The organism is Pseudomonas sp. TMW 2.1634 (genome assembly GCF_001703595.1).
GTDB classification, from domain to species: Bacteria; Pseudomonadota; Gammaproteobacteria; order Pseudomonadales; family Pseudomonadaceae; genus Aquipseudomonas; species Aquipseudomonas fragi.
The window spans coordinates 5,436,004-5,455,301 of the sequence record NZ_CP016849.1 but is presented as its reverse complement, the minus strand read 5'-3'; the positions used below and the strand labels follow the sequence as shown (position 1 = coordinate 5,455,301).

At 59.7% G+C, this 19,298-nt stretch carries 17 protein-coding genes; 4 read left to right on the top strand and 13 right to left on the bottom strand.

The features are described 5' to 3' along the window. Nucleotides 1–3: 3 nt before the first annotated feature. Entirely contained in the window at nt 4–1,002 is a 999-nt protein-coding gene (gene nagZ / locus BFC21_RS26030; protein ID WP_169844879.1) for a beta-N-acetylhexosaminidase, read from the bottom strand. Between the two features lie 181 nt (nt 1,003–1,183). Then, a complete protein-coding gene (locus BFC21_RS26025; protein WP_016780054.1) occupies nt 1,184–1,891 on the bottom strand; it encodes a TetR/AcrR family transcriptional regulator in 708 nt (235 codons plus the stop codon). A 260-nt stretch (nt 1,892–2,151) separates the two neighbouring features. Here BFC21_RS26025 and lexA point away from each other — a divergent pair, with 260 nt between their 5' ends. Further along, nucleotides 2,152–2,760, top strand: coding sequence for a transcriptional repressor LexA (lexA, locus tag BFC21_RS26015; protein ID WP_029611310.1), 609 nt, complete (start codon nt 2,152–2,154; stop codon nt 2,758–2,760). Between the two features lie 11 nt (nt 2,761–2,771). Then, nucleotides 2,772–3,245, top strand: a complete 474-nt coding sequence (gene sulA / locus BFC21_RS26010; protein WP_088379316.1) for an SOS-induced cell division inhibitor SulA — start codon at nt 2,772–2,774, stop codon at nt 3,243–3,245. A gap of 69 nt (nt 3,246–3,314) precedes the next feature. Here sulA and BFC21_RS26005 read toward each other — a convergent pair whose 3' ends face one another. The 7 genes from BFC21_RS26005 to BFC21_RS25970 form a co-directional block, all read right to left on the bottom strand. Next, complete coding sequence (locus BFC21_RS26005; protein ID WP_003446620.1) at nt 3,315–3,548, bottom strand: hypothetical protein; 234 nt, start codon at nt 3,546–3,548, stop codon at nt 3,315–3,317. A 119-nt stretch (nt 3,549–3,667) separates the two neighbouring features. Further along, nucleotides 3,668–4,189: a DUF6586 family protein gene (locus BFC21_RS26000; RefSeq protein ID WP_088379315.1), complete on the bottom strand. Its 522-nt coding sequence runs from the start codon at nt 4,187–4,189 to the stop codon at nt 3,668–3,670. Between the two features lie 282 nt (nt 4,190–4,471). Further along, on the bottom strand, nt 4,472–7,099 hold the full coding sequence (gene topA, locus BFC21_RS25995; protein WP_016780049.1) for a type I DNA topoisomerase: 2,628 nt from the start codon (nt 7,097–7,099) through the stop codon (nt 4,472–4,474). Nucleotides 7,100–7,213: 114 nt separating this feature from the next. Then, nucleotides 7,214–7,450 carry a DUF1653 domain-containing protein gene (locus tag BFC21_RS25990; RefSeq protein ID WP_016780048.1) on the bottom strand — a complete coding sequence of 79 codons (237 nt, stop codon included), beginning with the start codon at nt 7,448–7,450 and terminating at the stop codon, nt 7,214–7,216. An 87-nt stretch (nt 7,451–7,537) separates the two neighbouring features. Beyond that, nucleotides 7,538–8,713 (bottom strand): acetyl-CoA C-acyltransferase FadA, encoded by a 1,176-nt coding sequence (fadA, locus tag BFC21_RS25985; protein ID WP_088379314.1) that lies wholly within the window; start codon nt 8,711–8,713, stop codon nt 7,538–7,540. A gap of 27 nt (nt 8,714–8,740) precedes the next feature. Next, the gene (fadB, locus tag BFC21_RS25980) at nt 8,741–10,888 is read right to left on the bottom strand and encodes a fatty acid oxidation complex subunit alpha FadB (protein ID WP_016780046.1); all 2,148 of its coding nucleotides are present in this window, start codon (nt 10,886–10,888) and stop codon (nt 8,741–8,743) included. Between the two features lie 371 nt (nt 10,889–11,259). Further along, on the bottom strand, nt 11,260–11,697 hold the full coding sequence (locus BFC21_RS25970) for a hypothetical protein (RefSeq protein WP_088379313.1): 438 nt from the start codon (nt 11,695–11,697) through the stop codon (nt 11,260–11,262). A gap of 103 nt (nt 11,698–11,800) precedes the next feature. Between BFC21_RS25970 and BFC21_RS25965 the strand changes: the two genes are divergently transcribed. Further along, complete coding sequence (locus BFC21_RS25965; RefSeq protein WP_016780044.1) at nt 11,801–12,241, top strand: universal stress protein; 441 nt, start codon at nt 11,801–11,803, stop codon at nt 12,239–12,241. 76 nt (nt 12,242–12,317) lie between these two features. On the opposite strand, the gene BFC21_RS25960 is transcribed toward BFC21_RS25965, so the two are convergent. Beyond that, the gene (locus BFC21_RS25960) at nt 12,318–14,234 is read right to left on the bottom strand and encodes an ATP-binding cassette domain-containing protein (RefSeq protein ID WP_016780043.1); all 1,917 of its coding nucleotides are present in this window, start codon (nt 14,232–14,234) and stop codon (nt 12,318–12,320) included. 215 nt (nt 14,235–14,449) lie between these two features. Here BFC21_RS25960 and BFC21_RS25955 point away from each other — a divergent pair, with 215 nt between their 5' ends. After that, nucleotides 14,450–16,378, top strand: coding sequence for a transglycosylase SLT domain-containing protein (locus tag BFC21_RS25955; protein WP_088379312.1), 1,929 nt, complete (start codon nt 14,450–14,452; stop codon nt 16,376–16,378). A gap of 117 nt (nt 16,379–16,495) precedes the next feature. On the opposite strand, the gene BFC21_RS25945 is transcribed toward BFC21_RS25955, so the two are convergent. The 3 genes from BFC21_RS25945 to yegS all read right to left on the bottom strand — a co-directional run bounded on the left by BFC21_RS25945 (nt 16,496) and on the right by yegS (nt 19,297). Then, on the bottom strand, nt 16,496–17,302 hold the full coding sequence (locus BFC21_RS25945) for an MOSC domain-containing protein (RefSeq protein WP_088379311.1): 807 nt from the start codon (nt 17,300–17,302) through the stop codon (nt 16,496–16,498). Nucleotides 17,303–17,372: 70 nt separating this feature from the next. Then, the gene (locus tag BFC21_RS25940; protein ID WP_088379310.1) at nt 17,373–18,308 is read right to left on the bottom strand and encodes a chemotaxis protein CheV; all 936 of its coding nucleotides are present in this window, start codon (nt 18,306–18,308) and stop codon (nt 17,373–17,375) included. A 95-nt stretch (nt 18,309–18,403) separates the two neighbouring features. After that, nucleotides 18,404–19,297 (bottom strand): lipid kinase YegS, encoded by an 894-nt coding sequence (yegS, locus tag BFC21_RS25935; protein WP_088379309.1) that lies wholly within the window; start codon nt 19,295–19,297, stop codon nt 18,404–18,406. Between the last annotated feature and the right edge of the window lies 1 nt (nt 19,298).

Below are 19,298 nucleotides of genomic sequence, written 5' to 3'. Positions count from 1 at the left end.
CCCTTAATCAATTAATTGAGCATCTTTGAGTGCGCCCATCGCTACCCGCCAGCGCGGGCTCTGGCGATAATCGGTGCTGGCCCAGGCCTGACCGCGCATGCGCGCAATACGCGGCGACGGCGTGACCTTCAGGCGCTGGGCCGCAGTGAGCGCCAGCTCTGCCGCTGCACGGTCGTTGCACACCAGCCCCATGTCGCAACCGGCCGTCAGGGCCGCCTCGATACGGCTGGCAGCATCACCGACAACATGGGCACCTGCCATCGACAGGTCGTCACTGAAAATCACCCCGTCAAACTGCAGCTCGCCGCGCAAGATATCCTGCAGCCAGCGGCGGGAGAAGCCTGCTGGCTGGCTGTCGACTTGCGGATAGATCACATGGGCCGGCATGACGGCTGCCAGTTGTTTGCTCAAGCGGGCAAAGGGCACCAGGTCATGGGCACGGATCTGCTCCAGGCTGCGCTCATCTGTAGGGATGGCTACATGAGAATCAGCTTCAGCCCACCCGTGCCCCGGAAAATGCTTACCGGTGGCAGCCATGCCCGCGTCGTTCATCCCGCGAATAAATGCCCCGGCCAAAACAGCGGCGCGCTCGGGGTCGCCCTCGAACGAACGGCTGCCCACCACCGCACTGCGCTGGTAGTCCAGGTCCAGGACCGGGGCAAAGCTCAAGTCCAGCCCCACGGCCAGTACTTCAGTGGCCATGATCCAGCCACATTGCTCGGCCAGGTATTCGGCATTGGGGTTGTCGGCAATCGCGCGCATGGCGGGCAGGCGCACAAAGCCCTGGCGCAGGCGCTGCACCCGGCCGCCTTCCTGATCCACCGCCAGCAGCAGGTCCGGGCGCACGGCGCGAATGGAGGCGCTCAACTCACGCACCTGGCGCGGGTGTTCGATATTGCGTGCAAAGATAATCAACCCGCCCACTTCAGGCTGGCGCAGCAATTGCCGGTCTTCAGCCGTCAGCCAGGTACCGGCGACGTCCACCATCAAGGAGCCTTGCAAGGCAGAACTCATGGGAAATCCTTAAGAAAGAGAGCGCTTGTTGCCCGGTCCGGATGCGCGGGCACAGGCCTGCGCGCCGCACTCCAGAGAGGCAGCGTCGAATCGACAGACGGGAACAAGACAGGGCTGGGCATGGCAGCTAGCTTAGCGGAACAAAGCTGCCGCGCCCACCCGCAGCAGGTCAAACCTTGGCGCTGACCGGTGCGGTTTTACTGCGCGGGCGAAGCTGGGCACTGGCCATTGCCGGATCCGTGACGCCGCTCTCGGCGCGCATGCCGGCCGCCAGGAACGGCACCATCAGGCGCATCACCTGCTCGATCGAGGTGTTGACGCCAAAATCGGTCTCGGCAATGGCACGCAACGCCTTGATCCCCGACATGCTGAAGGCCGCGGCGCCGAGCATGAAATGCACGCGCCAGAACAGCTCGATGGGCGGGATCTGCGGGGCCGCTTCGTTGACCAGCAACATGTAGCGACGGAACACCTTGCCGTACATGTCTTCAAGGTAGCGGCGCAAGTGGCCCTGGCTCTGGCTGAAGGCCAGCCCCAGCAAACGCATGAAGATCGACAGGTCGTTGCCGCTGCGTGGCTGGATCACCAGCGCCTGCTCGACCAGCATCTCCAGCAACTCCTCAAGCGTCGGACGATTCTCCGGCTTGCCCTGACGGCGCTCCAGCTCACGGTCCAGGTTGGCACAGAAAGGCCCTAGGAAGCGTGAGAACACCGCCTGGATCAGCGCTTTCTTTGAACCAAAATGGTAATTGACCGCCGCCAGATTGACCCCGGCCTTGCTGGTAATCAGCCGCAATGAGGTTTCAGCAAACCCTTTTTCCGCGAACAGCTGCTCGGCAGCATCAAGGATACGTTCAACGGTTTCCGACTGGGCCATGACTACTCCGCCTGACAAACATTTAAACACTTGTTTGAAACATACGTTTCAGCTTGTGAAAAGTCAAGATGACGTATTCGTTTTGCGACCGGGCGGTTTCGCATTTAACCACAGCCTCGGCCAGCCAGGCCCCACCTGATAAAGTGCGGGCCACGCGACCTGGCAATGACCGTCCAGCGGACTGCCGGAAATGGATGATTGCCAATACGCCTTCACTGTATATAATCCCAGTCACTGTATAAAAAGACAGAGCGATCATCATGTTAAAACTGACGCCACGCCAAGCTGAGATCCTGGCTTTCATCAAGCGATGCCTGGATGACAACGGATACCCGCCCACCCGTGCCGAGATCGCACAGGAACTGGGTTTCAAGTCCCCCAACGCTGCCGAAGAACATCTCAAGGCCCTGGCCCGCAAGGGCGCCATCGAGATGACTCCAGGCGCCTCACGGGGCATTCGCATCCCCGGCTTTGAAGCCAAGGCTGACGAATCCACCCTGCCCATCATCGGACGTGTCGCTGCCGGCGCGCCGATCCTGGCGCAGGAACATGTCGAAGAGTCCTGCAACATCAACCCGACCTTCTTCCATCCGCGGGCCGATTACCTGCTGCGCGTACAAGGCATGAGCATGAAGGACGTCGGCATCTTCGACGGTGACCTGCTGGCTGTACACACCTGCCGCGAAGCGCGCAACGGCCAGATTGTGGTAGCCCGCATCGACGACGAAGTGACCGTAAAACGCTTCAAGCGTGAAGGCAGCAAAGTCTGGCTTATCGCTGAAAACCCGGATTTTGCCCCTATTGAAGTCAATCTCAAGGAGCAGGAACTGGTTATTGAAGGCCTGAGCGTCGGCGTTATTCGCCGCTAATAGGAGGCGTCATGCAGTTTCCCCACACACCGCTGCCAGCACAACTCACCCTGTTCGAGGCGTTTATGGCACAACCCATGACACCGGCGATCCAGGGCGTGCTCGACTCACCCTGGAGCGCCGAACCTGAAGTCTTCAGTGAACTGTCGCTACGCGGTGCCGCCGGAAACTGCCTGAACCTGCTTGCTCCCATGCTGCGCGAACTGAGCGAGCAACAAAATGCCCGCTGGCTGACCCTGATCGCACCGCCTGCAAGCCTGACCCAAAGCTGGCTGCGCGACGCCGGGCTGAACCGCGAGCGTATCCTGCTGCTGCAGCCCAACGGCAATAAAAGCGCCTTGCAGCTCACCTGCGAAGCACTGCGCCTGGGCCGCAGCCACACAGTGGTCAGCTGGATCAACCCGCTGGCCAGTGCTGCGCGCCAACAGTTGATCAGCGCTGCGCGTACCGGCAACGGGCAAAGCCTGAATATTCGTTTGGGCTAAACAACCGACGCCGCCACAGGGCCAGTGCAGAACGCACTTGCCTGACTGTGGCACCGGATCCGGGAGCGCTTAATGAAGAATGCGCGGCCCATCGTCTTTTTCAAGCTCGCCTTCGGCCAGCCGACCCGCCATTTGTACACCGACGCTCAGCATGGCTTTAGCCACCTCAACGTGCTGCCCCTGAAGAAAAGCCTTGGCATCTTCAGAAAAATTCAGCGTGACCAAAGACCCTTCGTCTTCAGCACGGCGCAACTCGATGCGGCCGTCTGGCAACTCGACAATTTCTAGAAAGGACGTTGGCATATAAATCTGTTCTCCACGAAAGCGTGGGAGTATATCAGCCATCCTGCTGAAAATTCCCAGGATCTGTAGTGCTTAGGCCTACAGACTGATGAATGACTGTACCGTTTCGCTTTTGACCCTCAGCACTCGTTGAGTCCGTCACGGAACCGAATGGCCAGCGCCTTGAGGTTCTGGCGCCACTCTTCCAGGGTTTCTCGGCTTAGCCCCAGCGGTGCCTCGTCCTCCAGGTTGACCGTATCGATCAAAGGCTGAAACACATCCACCTTGACCTTTTTCGGCGCCTGCAGGGGCTGATAGAGCTCGGCATGGGTGGCCACCAGCTGCGCCAGCCAGGTGTGCGGCGCGCAAGCCAGCTCGACCAGCTCTGCCAGCTCAGGGATGGCCTTCTCCTCCAGCACCTGGCGGGTGAGCAGCAACTCGACCCGTGGCGCGCTGGCTTGAGACAGGCGATAAAACCCCGCTATCTCATGGCACAAGCCAAGCAATGCGCCATACAGGTGAAAAATCGCCGATTCGCGTTCAGCCTGAACCAGCGCCTGAGCATTCATGGCCCGCCCTTCACTCGCCTTGTTCATGGCCTCCAGGGCCAGGCCAGCGAAATAGATCTTCTGATTGGTACGGGTATAGAGTTCGTGAGCCATGCGGGCGCTCCACAACGAATGGATAAAGGCAGGGGGTGCAGTCTCAGGGATCAGGCCTTGCTGGCGCAAGGCCCACGTTCCCCACCGCTACTTGTGGGAGCGGGCTTGCCCGCGATGCAGGCGCGGCGGTGTATCAGCCAAATCGTGTCGATGCCATCGCGGGCAAGCCCGCTCCCACAACAGCGTTTCAGCGGCGACAACCACGCCCGGGACTGGCAAGCAAAAAAAACCGCGCAAGGCATGCAGCCCTTGCGCGGTTTTTTATTCAGCGATCAGCTCGGATCAAGCGTCTTTTTCTTTACGCTTGTCTTCAACCTTCCAGGCCTTGCCGTCGTAGAACGCACGCCAGCCAGTCGGTTTGCCATCCACTTCAGTCTGCACGTACTGCTCTTTGGTTTTGCGACTGTAGCGGATCACTGCCGGGCGGCCATCCGGGTCTTTCTTCGGTGCTTCACACAAGAAGTGGTACTTGGGATCGATTTCGTCCTTGTGAGGAAGAATCTCGATCACCAGCGGTGCGCGGGTCTCGCGGTTTTTCGGGAACTGGCTGGCCGCCAGGAACAACCCCGAAGCACCATCACGCAAGATATACGTGTCGTTGACCTTCTCGCACTTAAGCTCCGGCATTTTCACCGGGTCCATTTTCGGCGGCGCCGCTTCACCGCTTTTCAGCAGTTTGCGGGTGTTTTTGCATTCGGCATTGGTACAGCCGAAGAACTTGCCGAAACGCCCGGTTTTAAGCTGCATCTCGCTGCCGCACTTGTCGCACTCCAGGCTCGGCCCTTCGTAGCCCTTGATGCGGTAGTTGCCTTCTTCGATCTCATAGCCAACACAATCCGGGTTGTTACCGCAGATGTGCAGCTTGTGCTTCTCGTCCAGCAGGTAGGCATCCATCGCGGTGCTGCAGATCGGGCAACGGTGCTTGCCCAACAGTACCAGCGACTCGGACTCGCCTTCGTCGTCGGCAGCGATTTCGTCGCCCGGCACCAGGTTGACCGTGGCCTTGCAGCGTTCTTTAGGCGGCAGGCTATAGCCCGAGCAACCCAGGAAAACGCCGGTCGATGCTGTACGAATCTGCATCGGACGACCGCATTCCTTACACGGGATATCAGTCATTACCGGCTGGTTGGCACGCATGCCGCCTTCCGGCGCCGCTGCTACTTCGAGCTTCTTCTTGAAGTCGCCGTAGAACTCGTCCAGCACGTTTTTCCAGTCGCGCTCACCCTGCGCCACGTCATCGAGGTTCTCTTCCATGCCGGCGGTGAAGCCGTAGTCCATCAGGTCGGAGAAGCTCTCGGACAGGCGCTCGGTAACGATGTCGCCCATTTTTTCGGAGTAGAAACGGCGGTTATGCAGCGCCACGTAACCACGGTCCTGAATGGTCGAGATAATCGCCGCATAGGTCGAAGGACGACCGATACCACGTTTTTCCATCTCTTTTACCAGGCTGGCTTCGGAGTAACGCGCAGGCGGCTTGGTAAAGTGCTGGCTCGGGTCGAGCTCGATCAGCTTCAGGGCATCGCCCTGGGCCATGTCCGGCAGCACATCGTCGTCGCCCGGCTTGGCAATTTGCGGCATGACACGGGTGTAACCGTCGAATTTGAGGATGCGGCCCTTGGCACGCAGCTCAAAGTCACCGGCTGCCACCGTGACAGTGGTCGACAGGTATTTGGCCGGCAGCATCTGGCACGCCACGAATTGGCGCCAGATCAGCTCGTAGAGGCGCTCAGCGTCGCGCTCCATGCCCGTCAGCTTGCTCGGGTGCATGTTTACGTCAGAAGGACGAATCGCTTCGTGAGCCTCTTGTGCGCCCTCCTTGCTGCTGTACACGTTCGGCGCCGGCGGCAGGTAGTCCGCGCCAAACTCGCCTTCAATGTAGGTGCGTGCCATTTCGACCGCATCGGCCGACAGGTTGGTGGAGTCGGTACGCATATACGTGATGTAGCCCGCTTCATACAAACGCTGGGCCATCATCATGGTTTTCTTCACCCCGTAGCCCAGGCGATTGCTCGCGGCCTGTTGCAGGGTGGAGGTAATGAAAGGTGCCGACGGCTTGCTGCTGGTCGGTTTGTCTTCACGCTTGACGATGCTGTAGTTCGAAGCCTTGAGCTTCTCCAGCGCAGCCATTGCCTGCGCTTCGTTCAGCGGCTTGAACGCCTCGCCTTTTTCGCGGGCCACGTCGAAACGCACCTTCGCACCCTTGGCGGTGCCAAGGTCGGCGTGGATTTCCCAGTATTCTTCAGGGTTGAACGCACGGATCTCGCGCTCACGCTCCACCACCAGCTTCACGGCCACCGATTGCACGCGACCTGCCGACAAGCCACGGGCAACCTTAGCCCACAGCAGTGGCGAAACCATGTAGCCCACTACGCGATCGAGAAAGCGACGAGCCTGCTGGGCGTTGACGCGGTTGATATCCAGCTCGCCCGGCTTGGAGAAGGCTTCCTGAATCGCTTTCTTGGTGATTTCGTTGAACACCACGCGCTTGTAGCGGGTGTCATCACCACCGATGGCTTCGCGCAGGTGCCAGGCAATGGCTTCCCCCTCGCGATCCAAGTCGGTTGCGAGATAGATGGTGTCAGCATCCTTGGCGAGCCGGCGCAGCTCTTCGATAACCTTTTCCTTGCCAGGCAGGATCTCGTACTTGGCTTTCCAGCCGTGTTCGGGATCAACGCCCATGCGCGAGATCAGCTGCTTTTGAGCCTTCTCTTTCGGCGACAGGGCCGGCGCTTCGCCCGCCGCTGCCTTGCCACGCTTGGCAGCCGGTTCTTTGCTGGCGCTAGCCGAACCGCTGGTGGGCAGGTCTCGGATATGGCCGATACTCGACTTCACCACGTACTCGTTGCCCAAGTACTTGTTGATGGTCTTGGCCTTAGCCGGGGATTCCACAATGACCAGCGATTTGCCCATGGATCAGAAAATTCCTGAATTCTAGAAGTGAAAGGCGGTTCGCGCCTGACGCGGCACCGCTATATATAGTGGCTACAAGGTGAGGTCAAGCACAGGGTGCTGCGCGACCTTGCCTTATGGCCGTGAAAAAACGCTGGGTTCGGCCTGAATCAGGGCAAAGCGCGGGACCTGTTCGCCCTCCACCACCACCGACTCCAGGAACATGCTCAGCGGGCGCACCCAAAAGCCGTAATCGCCATACAGGGCTTGGTAAAACACTACGTCCTCTTCGGTTTCGGAGTGGCGTGCCACACTGAATACCCGATATTGCGGACCTTTGTAATGTTGATAGAGCCCAGGTTGTAGCGGCATGTTGCGGCCCCTCTGCAAAATAAAAAAATAAATCCGCTTAAAAACAAAAACCGGGGCACAAGGCCCCGGCTTCCATCATCGCAACGCTTAGACGCGTTCGAAGACGGTGGCAATGCCCTGGCCAAGACCAATGCACATGGTGGACAACCCGAAGGTGCCGCCATTTTGCTTCATTACATTGAGCAAAGTGCCAGAGATACGAGCGCCCGAGCATCCAAACGGGTGACCCAGTGCGATGGCACCGCCGTGCAGGTTAACCTTCTCATTCATCTTGTCGAGCACTTTCAAATCTTTCAGCACTGGCAGGGCCTGTGCAGCGAAAGCTTCGTTGAGCTCAATGAAGTCGATATCGGCCATATTCAAGCCTGCACGCTTCAACGCTTTTTGCGTAGCCGGTACTGGACCATAGCCCATGATCGCAGGATCCACACCGGCAACTGCCATCGAGCGGATCACGGCCAGTGGCTCAAGACCCAGGTCTTTTGCACGCTGGGCCGACATCACGATCATGCACGAAGCACCGTCGGTGATTTGCGACGAAGTGCCGGCAGTCACGGTACCGCCTTTAGGGTTGAACGCAGGTTTCAACGCCGCCAGGCTTTCCAGGGTGGTATCTGGACGAATGGTTTCATCGTAGTCGAAAATTTTCAGGAAGCCGTTTTCGTCATACCCCTGCATCGGGATGATTTCGTCCTTGAACTTGCCTTCTACCGTCGCCTTGTGGGCGAGCTGGTGCGAACGCACGGCAAATGCATCCTGCTGCTCACGGCTGATGCCGTGCATCTTGCCCAGCATTTCTGCGGTCAAGCCCATCATGCCCGAGGCTTTCGCCGCGTACAGCGACATGTGCGGGTTAGGGTCGACACCGTGCATCATGCTCACGTGGCCCATATGCTCGACGCCGCCCACCACGAAAACGTCACCGTTGCCGGTCATGATCGCTTGTGCAGCCGTGTGCAGGGCGCTCATCGACGAACCGCACAGGCGGCTCACGGTCTGTGCGGCCGAGGTATGCGGGATCTGGGTCATCAGCGACGCCATGCGCGCGATGTTCCAGCCCTGTTCCAGGGTCTGGTTCACACAGCCCCAGATCACGTCTTCCACTTCGCTCGGGTCAACCTTGCTGTTGCGCTCCAGCACTTTGCTGATCAGGTGCGCAGACATGTCTTCAGCACGGGTGTTGCGGTGCATGCCACCCTTGGAGCGGCCCATCGGGGTGCGACCGAAGTCTACAATCACCACGTCTCTAGGATTCAAGCTCATAATTTCACTCTCACTCTAATGGGGCGCTTAACCGAAGAAGCTCTGGCCGTTCTTGGCCATCTCACGCAGCTTCGCAGTCGGGTGGTACAGCGCGCCCAGTTCAGCGTACTGATCGGCCAGGGCGACGAACTCTGCAACACCGATCGAATCGATGTAGCGCAGCGCGCCACCACGGAACAGCGGGAAGCCAATGCCGTAGACCAGGCCCATATCGGCCTCGGCTGCGGTTTCAACGATGCCGTCTTCCAGGCAGCGCACGGTTTCCAGGCACAGCGGGATCATCATCCAGTTGATGATGTCTTCGTCGGTCACGTCGCGCTGCTCGTAAACGATTGGCTTGAGTACTTCAAGCACGCTCGAATCAACCAGTTTCTTCTGCTTGCCCTTTTTGTCAGCCTCGTAGGCGTAGAAGCCCTTGCCGTTCTTCTGACCCAGGCGCTTGGCCTCGTACAGCGCATCGATCGCCGAGCGGCGGTCGTCTTTCATGCGGTCCGGGAAGCCTTCAGCCATCACGTCGCGACCGTGGTGGCCAGTGTCGATGCCGACCACGTCCATCAGGTACGCCGGGCCCATTGGCCAGCCGAATTTTTCCATCACTTTGTCGATACGCACAAAGTCGACACCGGCGCTGACTAGCTTGGCGAAACCGCCGAAGTACGGGAACAGTACGCGGTTGACCAGGAAGCCCGGGCAGTCGTTGACCACGATCGGGTTCTTGCCCATTTTCTTGGCGTAGGCAACGGTGGTGGCCACGGCCAGGTCGCTGGACTTCTCGCCACGGATCACTTCAACCAGCGGCATCATGTGTACCGGGTTGAAGAAGTGCATGCCGACGAAATTTTCCGGACGCTTGAGGGCCTTGGCCAGCAGGCTGATGGAAATGGTCGAGGTGTTGGAAGCGAGGATGGCGTCTTCGCGAACGTGGTTTTCCACTTCCGCCAATACGGCCTGCTTGACCTTCGGGTTCTCGACAACCGCTTCGACCACCAGGTCGACGTTGCCGAAATCGCCGTAGGACAGAGTTGGACGAATGCCGTTCAGCACTTCAGCCATTTTTGCCGGGGTCATGCGACCTTTATCAACGCGACCTACCAGCAGCTTGGCGGCTTCAGCCAGGCCCTGCTCGATACCGTGCTCGTTGATGTCTTTCATCAGGATCGGCGTGCCTTTGGACGCCGACTGATAGGCAATACCGCCGCCCATGATGCCTGCGCCCAGAACGGCCGCCTGCTTCACGTCCTTGGCGATCTTGTCGTAGACCTTGGCCTTTTTCTTCAGCTCCTGATCGTTCAGGAACAGGCCGATCAGGCAGTTCGAGGCGGAGGTTTTGGCCAGCTTGGCGAAACCTGCAGCTTCCACTTCCAGGGCCTTGTCACGACCGAAGTTCGCGGCTTTCTGGATGGTCTTGATTGCTTCAACCGGGGCCGGGTAGTTCGGGCCGGCCTGGCCAGCCACGAAACCTTTGGCGGTTTCGAAAGCCATCATTTGTTCGATGGCGTTGAGCTTGAGCTTTTCCAGCTTCGGCTGACGCTTGGCCTTGTAGTCCAGTTCGCCACTGATGGCGCGCTTGATCAGGTCCAGGGCAGCTGCGCCCAGCTTGTCAGCGGTTACCACAGCATCGACGGCGCTGACTTTCAGGGCGTCTTCTGCGCGGTTTTCCTTGCCGGAGGCAATCCACTCAACCGCGTTATCAACACCGATCAGGCGTGGCAGACGCACGGTGCCGCCAAAGCCCGGGTAGATGCCCAGCTTGACTTCCGGCAGGCCGATCTTGGCGCTGTCGGCCATGACCCGGAAGTCGGCTGCCAGGCACATTTCCAGGCCACCACCCAACGCGATGCCATTGATGGCTGCGACGGTGGGTACATTGAGGTCTTCAAAATCGCTGAAGATCTTGTTGGCTTCGAGGTTGCCAGCAATCAGCTCGGCATCCGGCAACTTGAAGTTTTCGACGAATTCGGTGATGTCGGCGCCGACGATGAACACGTCTTTACCGCTGGAAACGATGACACCCTTGACCGAAGCGTCGGCCTTGATCGCATCTACCGCCTGACGCAATTCGTTCAGGGTTAGACGGTTGAACTTGTTGACGGACTCACCCTTGAGGTCGAACTTCAGTTCGACGATGCCACTTTCAAGAGCCGTAACCGTGATGGCTTTACCTTCGTAAATCATCAACTGATCTCCAGGATATGGAAGCTGAACAGTACACGTCAGAAGCTAGCGTCTGGCTGTCACTGACCTTTGCGTCAATGCTGTTGCCAATCCGCCAGGCACACCCGCCAACGCGATAATCGGGATTGAACAAGCATCGTCTTAGATGACAAACACTCAATTCATACGCCCGTTTGATTTGGGTGTCGACACCTTCACGGAAAAGCGATCGATTGTCAATTGTCCAAAACAATGATGATAAAACGACCCGGCAGTCAGTTTAGAAGCAATCCCCGCACTTTGTGGGAGCGGGCTTGCTCGCGATTCAGGCAACGCGGTTTGTCTGCCGTTGTACACCGGCTCCATCGCGGGCAAGCCCGCTCCCACAAGGGTCAAGCCAGCGCCTTGAGTACCTCGTCGATCGCCTTGAGCACCTGGGCCTCGCCCTTCTCGCCCCACACCAGCACGATCATTTGTTTATCCGCCTCAACCTTGTAGACATTGGCCGGCAGCTTGCGAAACTGCGCCAGCAGGCGCTCGTCCTCGCATTCTTCCTGCCAGCGATTGAGCCATTTTCCAGGTGCCGATTGCCAATAGCACCAAACATCAGGCTTAGTACTGCGGCGCGGGCGGTGGTACTGCGCGCAGGAACCGGGGGGTTGCGGCTCAAGCCAGTGCGGCCACTCCTGGGGCGCCAGCTGCATGGACAAACCCATGCGCCGCGCCTCCATGCGCAGGTCCATGCGACCACTTTGCCCCCGGGACGGGCGCAACCACGCCAGGGGGCTCAGAACCAGTGCCAGGATTGACACCACTATCCATACCGTCATATCTGTACTCTCATTACTTGATAAACGTGTGACCCAGACTTGAACCAAGGCTCTGGAAAAGGGCCATACTCATAATTAATCGCCATCTACAGGAGCACCCCACATGCCCTACGAACATATCCTGGTCGCCGTAGACCTGACCGACGAATGCGACCCCGTGATCAACCGCGCCAGTGAAAGCGCCAAGGCCAACGGCGCCAAATTGTCGCTGATACACATCGTCGAACCGATGGCGATGGCGTTCGGCGGCGACGTGCCGATGGATCTTTCGCAATTGCAGCAGCAACAGTTCGACCAGGCCAAAGAGCGCCTTGAGCGGCTGATCGCCAAGTACCCGCAACTGCACAAGGACTACTGCCACCTCAACTACGGCCAGCCGCGCCAGGAAATCCATGCCCTGGCCAAGGCGCAAAACTGCGACCTGATCGTGGTTGGCAGCCACGGCCGCCACGGCCTCGCCCTGCTGCTGGGTTCGACCGCCAACGACGTACTGCATGGCGCACCGTGCGACGTGCTGGCCGTCAGCCTGAAAAAACCTGATTAAGTTTATCTGCATGTAACAACAAAAAAGCCCGGCACCTAGTTAAAGGGCCGGGCTTTTCAGTTCAGCACGCGATCAATCAGGCATCCAGCTCAGCCCAACGCTCGACCAGCTGCTCAAGCTCGGCTTGCAATGTTTCAAGCTTGGCAATCACTTCTGCAGTTTTGGCCGCAGGCAGTTGATAGAAACCAGCGTCAGCCATTTCTGCTTCAACTGCAGCAATGGCCTGTTCCTTGGCGTCGATATCGGCCGGCAGGGCTTCCAGTTCACGCTGCAGCTTGTAGCTGAGTTTCTTTTTCGCTGCAGGAGCAGGCTGTGCAGCCACAGGCGCCGGGGCAGCCTCGACCACCGCAGAGTTCAGGTCGGCTTTGCCGGACTTGCTCTCGGTCACGCCCAGCAGGCGCGGCGAGCCGCCCTGACGCAGCCAGTCCTGATAACCGCCCACGTACTCGCGAACCTTGCCTTCGCCCTGGAACACCAGAGTGCTGGTCACCACGTTGTCGAGGAATGCCCGGTCGTGACTGACCATCAGCACGGTGCCCTTGAAGGTCAGCAACACCTCTTCAAGCAGCTCCAGGGTTTCAACGTCCAGGTCGTTGGTTGGCTCATCGAGCACCAGCAGGTTGGCCGGTTTGCTGAACAGCTTGGCCAGCAACAGACGCGCACGCTCACCACCCGACAGTGCCTTGACTGGCGTACGAGCACGCTGAGGGCTGAACAGGAAGTCGCCCAGATAGCTGAGCACGTGGCGGCTCTGGCCGTCGATATCGATAAAGTCGCGGCCTTCGGCCACGTTGTCGATCACGGTTTTTTCCAGGTCCAGCTGGTGACGCAGCTGGTCAAAGTAAGCCACGTCAATGCGCGTGCCCTCTTCAACCGTACCTTCGGTTGGCACCAGGCCGCCCAGCATCAGCTTGAGCAGCGTGGTTTTACCGGTACCGTTGGCACCCAGCAGGCCGATACGGTCGCCGCGCTGCAGGACCATCGAGAAGTCCTTGAGCAGGAACGGACCACCCGGGTGAGCAAAGCTGACGTTTTCCAGCACCATCACTTGCTTGCCCGACTTGTCTGCCGTGTCCAGCTGGATATTGGCCTTGCCGGTACGTTCGCGACGCTCGCTGCGCTCTACGCGCAGTTCTTTCAAGGCGCGTACACGGCCTTCGTTACGGGTACGACGGGCCTTGATGCCCTGGCGGATCCACACTTCTTCCTGGGCCAGACGCTTGTCAAACAGCGCGTTGGCGGTTTCTTCCGCGGCCAGGGTGGCTTCCTTGTGGACCAGGAAGCTGGCGTAGTCGCCGTTCCAGTCGATCAGGCCGCCACGGTCCAGCTCCAGAATCCGGGTGGCCAGGTTCTGCAGGAATGAACGGTCGTGGGTGATGAACAGAACCGCGCCCTGGAAGTCCTTGAGGGCCTCTTCCAGCCACGCGATTGCGCCGATGTCCAGGTGGTTGGTCGGTTCGTCGAGCAGCAGCAAGTCCGGTTCGGAAACCAGTGCTTGGGCCAGCAGGACGCGTCGACGCCAGCCGCCGGACAATTCGGCGAGAGTTTTGTCGGCCGGCAACTGCAGACGGCTCAGAGTGCTGTCTACCAGTTGCTGCAAGCGCCAGCCATCACGGGCTTCGAGGTCTTGCTGGACGTGCATCAGCTTGTCCAGGTCAGCATCGGTGACGATGTTCTGGCTCAGGTGATGGTACTGGGCCAGCAACTCGCCAACACCGTCCAGGCCTTCGGCCACAACGTCGAATACGGTCCGCTCGTCGGCTACCGGCAACTCTTGCGGCAATTCGCCAATCTTGAGGCCGGGCGCGCGCCAAACAGAGCCGTCATCGGGTTTTTGATCACCTTTGACCAGCTTCATCATGCTGGACTTGCCGGTACCGTTGCGGCCGATGATGCACACCCGCTCTCCACGGGCGATCTGCCAGGACACCTTGTCCAACAACGGCATAGAGCCGAAAGCAAGGGACACATCGCTGAATTTGAGCAGGGTCATGAGCTTCTCCAAAAACTGGGCGCGCATTCTACCTGATTTAACCCCTCGGGCGGCCGGGTATTTCGTGTACGGTGCCGACTTGCCTTCATTTAGTGCCAAGTTGCTGCGCTTGGCCGGCAAGACGTTCACGCGTCGCTGGCAAAAGGCTAAGCTACGAAATAATCAGCGCAGGCCCGGCCTGCGCTCGTCGCGTTTTTCATCAGTACGGAAGCCTCATGCGCAGTCGTCTCTTCAACTTTTTATCCTGCCTGCTTCTCACCAGTTGCGCCGTGCAAGCCGCCCACGGCGCAGACCTGACTCAACAACGCCAACTGTACGACCAGGCCAAGCGCGCCCTGGCCAAAGGCGATTCCGGCCCATACTTCCAGAATGCTGCAGCCCTGCGCAGCTACCCGCTCACGCCGTACCTGGCCTACGACGAGCTGACCGCTCGCCTGAAGTCGGCCAGCAACACTGAAATTGAACAGTTCTTGGCCGAGCACGGTGACCTGCCCCAAGCCAACTGGATGAAACTGCGCTGGTTGCGTTGGCTGGCAGACCGTGGCGACTGGGCCACTTTCGAAAAATACTACGACCCCAAGCTCAAGTTCACCGAGCTGGACTGCCTCAATGGCCAATATGAGCTGCAACACAACCTCAAGGCCGAGGGCTATGCCAACGCAGAAAAACTGTGGATGGTCGGCAAAGCGCAACCTGCCGCCTGCGACGCCCTGTTCAGCCAGTGGGCCGCCGCCGGCCAGTTGACCGAGCAAAAGCGCTGGCAGCGGGTCAAACTGGCCGCTGAAGCACGCAATTACGCCCTGGCCACGCAACTGGCCAACGGCCTCAATACCCTTGGCCCGCAAGCCCGGCTGATGATCGAGGTGGCGCAAAAGCCCGATATGCTCAGCCAGCCGTCGCGCTTTGCCCCGGCCAGCGAGGCCATGTCTGACGCCGTAGGCCTGGGCCTGCGCCGCCTGGCGCGCCAGGACCCGGAAAAAGCCGCATCCCTGCTCGACACCTACGCCACCAACATGCACTTTTCCCGCGATGAAAAAGTTGCCATCGCCCGGGAAATCGGCCTGACGTTCGCCCGCCGCTACGACAGCCGCGGCCTGGCCATCATGACCCAGTACGATCCCGAGCTGCGCGACAACACCGTCACCGAATGGCGCCTGCGCCTGCTGCTGCGCCTGGGCCGCTGGGAAGACGCTTATCAGCTGACGCGCAAGCTGCCCCAGGACCTGGCAACCACCAGCCGCTGGCGCTACTGGCAGGCGCGCAGCCTGGAACTGGCCGAGCCGAAAAACCCGCAAGCCCAGGTACTGTTCAAAAAAGTCGCCAATGAGCGTGATTTCTATGGCTTCCTCGCCGCCGACCGGGCTCAGACGCCTTACCAACTGAATAACCGGCCGCTGGTGCTGAGCCCGCAACTGATCAAGAAAGTACGCAATACGCCGGGGGTGCAGCGCGCCCTGGAGTTCCATGATCGCGGGCAGGTGGTCGATGGACGCCGCGAGTGGTACTACGTCAGCCGCTTGTTCAGCCGTGATGAAATGGTCGCCCAGGCCAGACTGGCCTACGACCTGAAGTGGTATTTCCCGGCTATTCGCACCATCAGTCAGGCCCAGTACTGGGATGACCTGGACATTCGCTTCCCGATGGCCCACCGCGACACCCTGGTGCGTGAAGCCAAACTGCGCGGCCTGCACTCCAGCTGGGTATTCGCGATTACCCGCCAGGAAAGCGCCTTTATGGATGATGCCCGCTCCGGCGTTGGCGCCAGTGGCTTGATGCAGTTGATGCCAGCCACGGCCAAAGAGACCGCACGAAAATTCAGCATTCCGCTGGCCTCACCGCAGCAAGTGTTGAACCCCGACAAAAACATTCAGCTGGGCGCGGCGTATCTGAGCCAGGTGCATGGCCAGTTCAATGGCAACCGGGTGCTGGCTTCGGCGGCTTACAACGCCGGGCCGGGGCGCGTACGCCAATGGCTCAAGGGCGCCAACCACCTGGGGTTCGACGTATGGATCGAGAGCATCCCGTTCGACGAAACCCGCCAATACGTGCAGAACGTGCTGTCTTATTCGGTGATCTACGGGCAGAAGCTCAATGCACCACAGCCTGTGGTGGATTGGCATGAACGCTATTTTGATGATCAGTGACAGCTGAAGATGCCTGCTCCCTGTGGGAGCTGGCTTGCCTGCGATAGCATTGACGCGGTTTGCCTGCCAGACCCCGTTGCCCACATCGCGAGCAAGCCCGCTCCCACAGAGACGGTATTACTCCAGGATAGTTACCGGCATACCGACTTCCAGGACGCCGTTACCATCATTGACCAGGTTCTGACCGAACATGGTGCCGCTTTCCTGCTTGCGGTAGGTCATCAAGGTTGCCAGCGGCTCACGCTGCTCATCGCGTATGCCGGTATGCGGATCGACTGTGGTGAGGATGCAGCGCGAGCAGGACTTGACCACACGAAACTCCACGTCGCCAATGCGGATACGCTTCCAGCCGTCTTCGGCAAAGGCTTCGCTGCCTTCGATCACCAGGTTGGGACGAAAACGCAGCATATCCAGAGGTCGCCCGACCTTGTGCGAAATGTCATCCAGCGATGCCTGACCAATCAGCAAAAGCGGGTAACCATCTGCGAACGCCACCTGATCATCATCCCGGCCATAACCCGATTCAGTGGTGCGCGCCCTTTGTAGTGGTACATGCACCAGACGCACCGGCTTTTCGACAAAGCGGCTCAGCCAGTCGGCAGCGGCATCGCCAGCATCCGGCACGCGCAGGGTGTCACGCCAGATCGTTACGCCACGCAGGTCTGTGTCGGCATCAGGCACTGCCACATCCAGCGCTTCAAAGCCCTGGGCGCTCAAGGTCAAGCCACCGGTGGCATTCCACAAGGCCGACAACTGGCTCATTTTGGGGTCGGCACGCTGGGTCAGAAAACGCCCACTGGCTTCGTCCACCAACATCCAGCGTCGATCCCCCGCCAGCCCCAGCTTGTCCAGCCGGGCCTGGGGCAGGCTTTCACCCTTGCCGGACTTGAGTGGAAAACGATAAAGCGCGCTTAGACGCAGCATGACTCTGGCTCCCTGCGAGGTAAAAAAGCCACAGTATACGAGCCGATCACGGATGCAAAGATGCGAGACCTCAGGCAGGTACCTGGTCCAGCATCAGGCGCTGACGCACGACATCCACCAGTTTGTCCGGCTGGAATTTGGACAGGAAGTTGTCGCAGCCGACCTTTTTCACCATTGATTCGTTGAAGCTGCCGGACAACGAGGTGTGCAGCACCACATACAGGCTGCGCAGGCGCGGGTCGTTGCGGATTTCCGTGGTCAGGCGGTAACCGTCCATTTCCGGCATTTCGGCATCAGTGAAGATCATCAGCAGCTTGTCGGTCATGACCTGACCGGTATCGGCCCAGGCCTTGAGCATGTTCAGTGCCTTGAGGCCATCACTGGCGATATGCATCTTGATCCCCAACTGCGAAAGCGTTTCGCGCAGTTGTGCCAGGGCCACGCTGGAGTCGTCGACCAGCAGCACTTCCCGCCCGCGCACTTGCTCAAAGATCGGGTCGGCCAGCTTCTCGCGCGAGACCTTGGCGTTATACGGCACAATTTCGGCCAGGACTTTTTCCACGTCGATGATCTCGACCAGTTGTTCCTCGACCTTGCTGATGGCAGTCAGGTAATGGCTGCGCCCGGCACTGGCAGGCGGCGGCAGGATGGCCTCCCAGTTCATGTTGACGATGCGGTCGACCCCGCCCACCAGAAAGGCCTGCACCGAGCGGTTGTACTCGGTGACGATAATGGTGCTGTCAGGGCCAGGCACCAGCGCACGCATGCCAATGGCCTGGGACAGGTCGATCACCGGCAGGGTCTTGCCGCGCAGGTTGACCACGCCACACACATGGGGATGGCGGTGTGGCATAAGGGTCAGTTTTGGCAGCTGCAGGACTTCTTGCACCTTGAACACGTTGATCGCGAACAATTGCCGACCGGCCAGGCGAAACATAAGAAGTTCCAGTCGGTTTTCACCGACCAGCTGGGTGCGCTGGTCTACCGTGTCGAGAATGCCGGCCATAAGTAACTCCTGAGCGTAGGTGCTTGATGCCTGACCTTATCGGCCGGTTTCCCCGGAGCTTGATATCGGTTAGCCATCAATTAACCTGCCCGCGGTTACTGGCCCAGCAAAGGCGAGCCTGGCGGCAAGTGAACCTTTAGCGCGCCCTTGCGCACGGCAAAACGCATGGCATCGCCGGCAAGGGGTTCGCCATCGAGGTTGATTGCCAACCCTTCGGCAGTCTTGATTTCAACCCAGGGCAACCGCGCGCGGACAAACAGGTTATCCAGCCCCCAGCCTTCGGCCATCAGGCTTTTGAGGGTGCCGACGATTTCCTGGGGCGCAGGTAAAATACTGATATCCAGCAAGCCATCATCCACCAGCGCCTCGGGGCACAGCACTTGCCCGCCCCCGGCCTGACGACCGTTGCCGATGCCCAGCGCCAGCAGCTCGCCTTTCCAGTGGAAGTCCGGCCCCTGCAATTCGGCGTAGGCGGCGTGCAGCTCACTGAAGCGGGACAATCCGGTAAACAGGTAAGCCGCGCCACCCAGTACCTTTTTCAGGTCTTCGGAGGTATTGGCCGTGACCTGGCTGCCAAAACCGCCGGTGGCCATATTCAAAAACAACTTGCCGTCAGCTTCACCCAGGTCGATGGCCCGGGCTGGCGCATCCAGCAGGGCCAGGGCCGGGCCGGGCTCAAGGGGAACCCCCGCGGCCCGCGCAAAGTCATTGGCGGTGCCCAGCGGCAACAAGACTAGGCTGGCCTCGGTATCGGCCAGGGCCATCGCCTCGCAAATATCGCGCAAGGTGCCATCGCCACCGCCGGCAATCAGCTGGCTATAACCGCCCTCCAGGGCCTCGCGCACCAGGCGCTGGGCATCACCGGCCTCCCAGGTCAGGCGCACCGCCAGTTCCCGGCCCGCCGCACGCTGTTGCTCGACGGCGGCGCGCACGTCTTCGTTAAGCGCCTGCTTGCCGTGCAAAATCAAAAACGCCTTGCCTGCACTCATG